Origin of the sequence: Dyella silvatica, from assembly GCF_026283955.1 — a bacterium.
In the GTDB taxonomy this organism is placed as follows: domain Bacteria; phylum Pseudomonadota; class Gammaproteobacteria; order Xanthomonadales; family Rhodanobacteraceae; genus Dyella_C; species Dyella_C silvatica.
This window is the reverse complement of the sequence record NZ_JAPDPE010000192.1, coordinates 1-5,033: the sequence shown is the minus strand read 5'-3', so window position 1 is coordinate 5,033 and position 5,033 is coordinate 1. Positions and strand designations below refer to the sequence as shown.

The window sequence follows — 5,033 nt, the reverse complement described above, 5'->3', positions numbered from 1 at the left end:
CATGGCGGCCACTCAACGACAACCCGAAGGGCCGGGTCTGTTTGCCCGCAGGGCGGCATCATCGCTCGGTCGTGTACGGACGTACACTCCCTCACTCTTCCTTGCCCTGCGCGCAAACAGATCCCGGCGCGGGCTACGCGAATAGCGTGAACAGGCCCTAGCCCACCATGCCTCCGGCGCCTTCGAGCGCCGGAGGTATGCCGTTATCAAGGCGATCCGATGAACTGCGTCGCCTGCAAGACCGCACCGTTATTAGGCGCCAAAGGCAAGTTCAGACCCAGCACGCTGGCAATCGAGAGTTTCAAACGCTCTCCGTTCAATACCGGCACACTGGACACCGGAATCGTGACGACCTGCGAACCAAGCAAGCACAGCGACAGCAGGCCACCACCCGTTCCCAGGGTCACGACATGACCGCCACTGGCGTCGGTCTTGGCCAGCGTATAAGTCACCCCCACGCCTAGCCCAAGCACACAGGGTAGCGACAGCTGGAAGGTAGAGCCCGTACTGAAGCTGCCACTGAAGACGGTGTCAGAAGCCCAGCTCGGATTGTTCAACAGGTTTAGGCTCAGCCCCGGCGCCGAAACCGGCGTCGATGTCATCGCATAACTACCGTTGACGCTGGCGACATCGGTGCTGTGCAGGTACAGCAGCACGTTATGCGGTGTCAGCCGTGCCGTGGCCGGACGCGCGGGATATTTACCCACGTAAATTTGCGCCGTGACGGCTCGGCTGGCGGCATCGATAACCTGCACCGCGCTATTCGCGTCATCGCTGGCATAGACCTTACTGCCATCGGGCGATACCGCGATACCGCTATATCCAGAAGTGCCGGCGATGTTGGCCACGACGGTATTGCTGGCGGTGGCCATCACCGCGATATTGCTGACCATGCCGCCCGTCACGACCTTGTCCGCGGCGACATAAACCGACTGTCCATCCAGGCTGATAGCCAGGGCCTCTGGAACATAGGTCAAACCGGTCGTGGATGCGGCGACGCCATTGGCCGTGCCCACTACGATCAACTGCGGAAAACTGGCTCCCGCGTCGATCAAATAAGCACGCGTTCCGTCGGGGCTCAACACCAACGCCTTCAAATAACCCGCACCGACCGCCACGCTGCTAAGCGTTGCCAGCGTCGTGGCATCGATGGTCTTGAAAGTGAGGGTATCCACCGCGTAGACACGCGTGCTATCGGGCGACACCGCCAAATCGGTCAGTGGACTGGTCAAGTAGCCACTACTACTGACAATGCTATTGCTACTGGTATCGATCGCCGTCACGCGCGTACCGGTCGTGTCACTACCGGTTACATAGACCCGTGCATTGTTCGGGCTGATAGCAAGTGCGAGCGCACTATGCGGAAGAAGAACGGTGGCGAGTACTTGATAGGTGATCGTGTCAAACACGGTCACCGAGTTACCCATGCTATTGGCGACATAGCCGCGCCCGCCGCTGGGTGAAATCACCACCTGCCCAGGATGCGATCCGGTCGGCACGGTAGCGACAACCAGCCCACTAGCTTGATCGATGATGGCTACCGAATCGGACAGCGTGTCAGGCACATAAACCGAATCTGCCCATACCGTCGATGCATAACTGGCCATAAGCAGCAGTGCCAACAAGCCACTGACCCACGTCCGAGCAGCCGAAACACTTGCCCTGCGGTACATACGCATAGCGATCACTCCCCCTGAAGAGCACCACATTGGTGGCCCTGCTTACCGGCGTAGGAGTGACGATGACGTGAAAATCCATGCCTTTCACGATCTTAAAAGAATCAACGCTGAGAGGATCAGTCTTTACGGCACTGCTTGCAGATACCGTGCACTTCCAGCGTCTGCGCTTGCGGGCGAAAACCCAAAGCCTTGGCCTGGGCCTCGATCAGTTCGGCGACACGCTCATCGCAAACCTCTTGCGCGCTGGAACATACATCGCAGATCAGAAATGGCACCTGATGCGCCTCGGCCGGGTGATGGCAGGAGACAAAGGCGTTAATCGATTCCAGCTTGTGGATAAAGCCATGCTCAAGCAGAAAATCGAGCGCGCGATAAACCGTCGGCGGCGCCGCGTTGCCATGCCGGTCACGCAGCTGGTCGAGCAGGTCATAGGCCTTGACCGGCTTGCCTGCCGCAGCGACAAGTTCAAGCACTTCTTTGCGCAGCGGGGTCAAACGCAGACCGCGTTCTTCACTGGCATGCTCCACCGCCTGCACGAAGCCCTTGGCGTCATCGTGGTGGTGATGGGAGTGCGGCTTGCTGGTTGCGTTCTGATTCAATGCTTTCACCTCGCGCGAATCATACACCGGTCACTCGGGGCCTAGCGCTTGTGCCGTTGCGTTCATGACCGGGGGTTTATGGCCGGGCCTTGCGCGGCAGCGGCGGAGGCTCGGCACGGGGCTTGGCCACTGGCCGCGCCAACACCACGAACCAGCCGAACGGCCCCAGTACCACGGCCCAGATCACCCCCTCGGCCAGGCGCCCGCGCCACCAACCCAGCAAGGCGCCAACGACCACAAACCCCACGCTCCACCAGAACAGCGCATTCCACGGCAGCAAACCCATCAGATTGGAAAACACCCGCCAGAAAGCGCCCGGGGCATCGGGATCGACGCCCTGCATCGCCTTATCCAATAACTCGTCCATGCTACGGCCAGACCTTGGGGCGAGCTAAGCCAGAAACGAAGCTGGGATCAGCCTCAAGCCGACGAATAGCGCCACCATCATCGGCATAAAAACACTTTTTCATACGTTTGTTACTCCCGAACACAGAACCCGCCCATGCCATTACGATGACTGCCATGATGCGCCTCGCCGAGGGCGGCGGCATCAAGACCATCGTTACAGGATCGACCGTTTCAGGAATACCCGTGCGCTGCCTGCTGATTGAAGATGACAAACCCACTGCGCAACTTATCCATGACGGCCTGCAGCAGTCGGGCTACGTGGTGGCGCTTTGTCATGACGGCAACAGCGGGCTAAGCCGGGCTGGCGAAGGCCCCTGGGATGTCATCGTGCTGGACCGCATGCTGCCGGGCGGCATCGACGGACTCGATCTGCTTGCCACGCTGCGCTCGCGCGGCGACCGCACTCCGGTGCTTATCCTCAGCGCGCTGAGCAGCCTGGACGAACGCATTCGCGGACTTCGCGCCGGCGGCGATGACTACCTGACCAAACCCTTTGCGTTCGATGAACTCAACGTCCGTATCGAAGCACTGATCCGCCGCGCCAGCCTGCAAAACGAACCGGTGCAGATGTCCGTCGCCGACCTGCGCCTCGATGCACGCACCCGCCGGGTGTTTCGTGGCGACAAGCCCATCGTTTTGCAGCCACGGGAATACCTGCTGCTGGAATATCTGGTGCGTCACCAAGGTCAAGTCGTGTCGCGAAAAATGTTGCTATCGGCGGTATGGGGCTACCACTTCGACCCCGAAACCAATGTCATCGATGTGCAGATGAGTCGCTTGCGCAACAAGGTCGACAAAGATTTCGCGATCGCGTTGATTCACACCGTGCGCGGAGTCGGCTACACCATTCAAGCCCCTGCCGATCATGGCTAGTTTTCGTCATTCCGTCGTCTTTCGCATGACCGTCGGCTATGGCTTGCTGTTGATGGTCTCGGTCGCGCTGATCTCCACCGTGTTTTATGTCGGTACCGCAGGCCTGCTGGCACGCAATATCGATAAGCAATTGACCGTGACATCGCACCGCCTTATCCAGATTCGCCAACAAGGCGGGGCCGCCGCGCTGGAGCGCGAAATCCATGCCCTGCTCACCGATAACCAGGATGTCGATACCGAGGTGTATCTGCTGATCGATCCGGCGGGACAAAAAATAGCCGGCAACCTCACCGCATGGCCAACCCTGGCCACGGTCAACGATCAATTGGTCAGGCAGCAGGTGAAACGACTAGGGCGCGATTCGATCAGCCGCTTGCTCAGCTATCGATTTCAGGACGGCACGACCCTGGTGGTTGGCCGCGACCTGCAAGATCAACACGATTTGGAGCGCATGGTACTGACCGCTCTTGGCCTAGGCGGATTAATGGCCCTGGTACTGGCAGCCGCCGGTGCATGGTTGTTTCGTGCGCAATTGCAGCGCCAGCTTATGGCGATTCACCACACCACCACCGAGATCGCAGCCGGCCATCTGGATCGGCGCATCGAAGTGGGCAAGTCGCAAGACGAGTTCGCCATCGTCGCCCATGACGTCAATGCCATGCTGGAAGAAATCGAGCGGCTGATGGATACCGCGCGAAACGTCTCCAACGCCATTGCCCACGATCTGCGCACCCCACTGGGGCGTATTCGCGGCTCGCTGGAAGATGCGCTTCGCCTGCATCAGCCCGCGGACAAACTATCCCACAGCGCCCAATACGCTATTGACGAGATCGACGCGCTGATCATGGTGTTCGACAAACTCTTGCAAATTGCCGAGGCCGAATCCGGCGTGCGGCGGCAGCCGTTTGATCTACTGTCACTGGGTGAAGTCGCCAGCGACCTGCTCGAGCTTTATCAACCCGCGGCCGAGAACGAAGGCATGCAGCTGACCCTGACGGTAGACGGCGAGCCGATGGTGCATGCCGACCGCGATCTGCTCGCCAGCGTACTCGCCAACCTGCTCGACAATGCCTTGAAATATGCCGGCCGCGGCGCGCAGGTTCAAATACGGGTAGACGCTGACCCCATCGACGCCAAGCCCTCCGATGCCCGCATCGTGGTCTGCGACAACGGCCCGGGCATTCCGCTCGATGCGATCGAGCGCGCCACCGAGCGCTTCTTTCGCGCGGACAGCAGCCGCAGCCTGCGCGGCAACGGGTTGGGCTTATCGATCGTCGCGGCCACGGTAGCCTTGCATCGTGGCCGGCTGACGCTGGAGAACGCACAGCCCGGCCTGCGTGTGATCATCGCGCTGCCGCAGAGCTGACCCTGTCGCACCTGCCATTTCTAAATCCAACCTTTCCAAATGGTAACTATGGGCGCCCTGACCCGGACATTAAGGTGGCCGCCGTACGCGCGTGCGCATGATCAGTCT

Annotated in this window: 5 protein-coding genes; 2 read left to right on the top strand and 3 right to left on the bottom strand. The window is 60.2% G+C overall.

Annotated elements, in window-relative coordinates:
* Positions 1 to 206: 206 nt before the first annotated feature.
* From OUZ52_RS22190 to OUZ52_RS22180, 3 genes are all read right to left on the bottom strand, one after another.
* The gene (locus tag OUZ52_RS22190; RefSeq protein WP_266160772.1) at positions 207 to 1,607 is read right to left on the bottom strand and encodes a YncE family protein; all 1,401 of its coding nucleotides are present in this window, start codon (positions 1,605 to 1,607) and stop codon (positions 207 to 209) included.
* 188 nt (positions 1,608 to 1,795) lie between these two features.
* Positions 1,796 to 2,278 carry a transcriptional repressor gene (locus tag OUZ52_RS22185; RefSeq protein ID WP_266160771.1) on the bottom strand — a complete coding sequence of 161 codons (483 nt, stop codon included), beginning with the start codon at positions 2,276 to 2,278 and terminating at the stop codon, positions 1,796 to 1,798.
* A gap of 76 nt (positions 2,279 to 2,354) precedes the next feature.
* Positions 2,355 to 2,645, bottom strand: coding sequence for a hypothetical protein (locus tag OUZ52_RS22180; protein ID WP_266160770.1), 291 nt, complete (start codon positions 2,643 to 2,645; stop codon positions 2,355 to 2,357).
* Positions 2,646 to 2,800: 155 nt separating this feature from the next.
* On the opposite strand from OUZ52_RS22180, the gene OUZ52_RS22175 reads away from it, so the two are divergent.
* A complete protein-coding gene (locus OUZ52_RS22175; protein ID WP_323135390.1) occupies positions 2,801 to 3,559 on the top strand; it encodes a response regulator transcription factor in 759 nt (252 codons plus the stop codon).
* The gene (locus OUZ52_RS22170) at positions 3,552 to 4,925 is read left to right on the top strand and encodes a sensor histidine kinase (RefSeq protein WP_266160769.1); all 1,374 of its coding nucleotides are present in this window, start codon (positions 3,552 to 3,554) and stop codon (positions 4,923 to 4,925) included. The genes OUZ52_RS22175 and OUZ52_RS22170 overlap by 8 nt, the downstream gene beginning before the upstream one ends.
* Positions 4,926 to 5,033 lie beyond the last annotated feature (108 nt).

Excerpts from the sequence above, each read along its gene's own strand:
- OUZ52_RS22170 (WP_266160769.1), top strand. The coding sequence starts at position 3,552 with ATGGCTAGTTTTCGTCATTCCGTCGTCTTTCGCATGACCGTCGGCTAT.
- OUZ52_RS22175 (WP_323135390.1), top strand. The coding sequence starts at position 2,801 with ATGATGCGCCTCGCCGAGGGCGGCGGCATCAAGACCATCGTTACAGGA.
- OUZ52_RS22190 (WP_266160772.1), bottom strand. The coding sequence starts at position 1,607 with ATGGCCAGTTATGCATCGACGGTATGGGCAGATTCGGTTTATGTGCCT.
- OUZ52_RS22180 (WP_266160770.1), bottom strand. The coding sequence starts at position 2,645 with ATGGACGAGTTATTGGATAAGGCGATGCAGGGCGTCGATCCCGATGCC.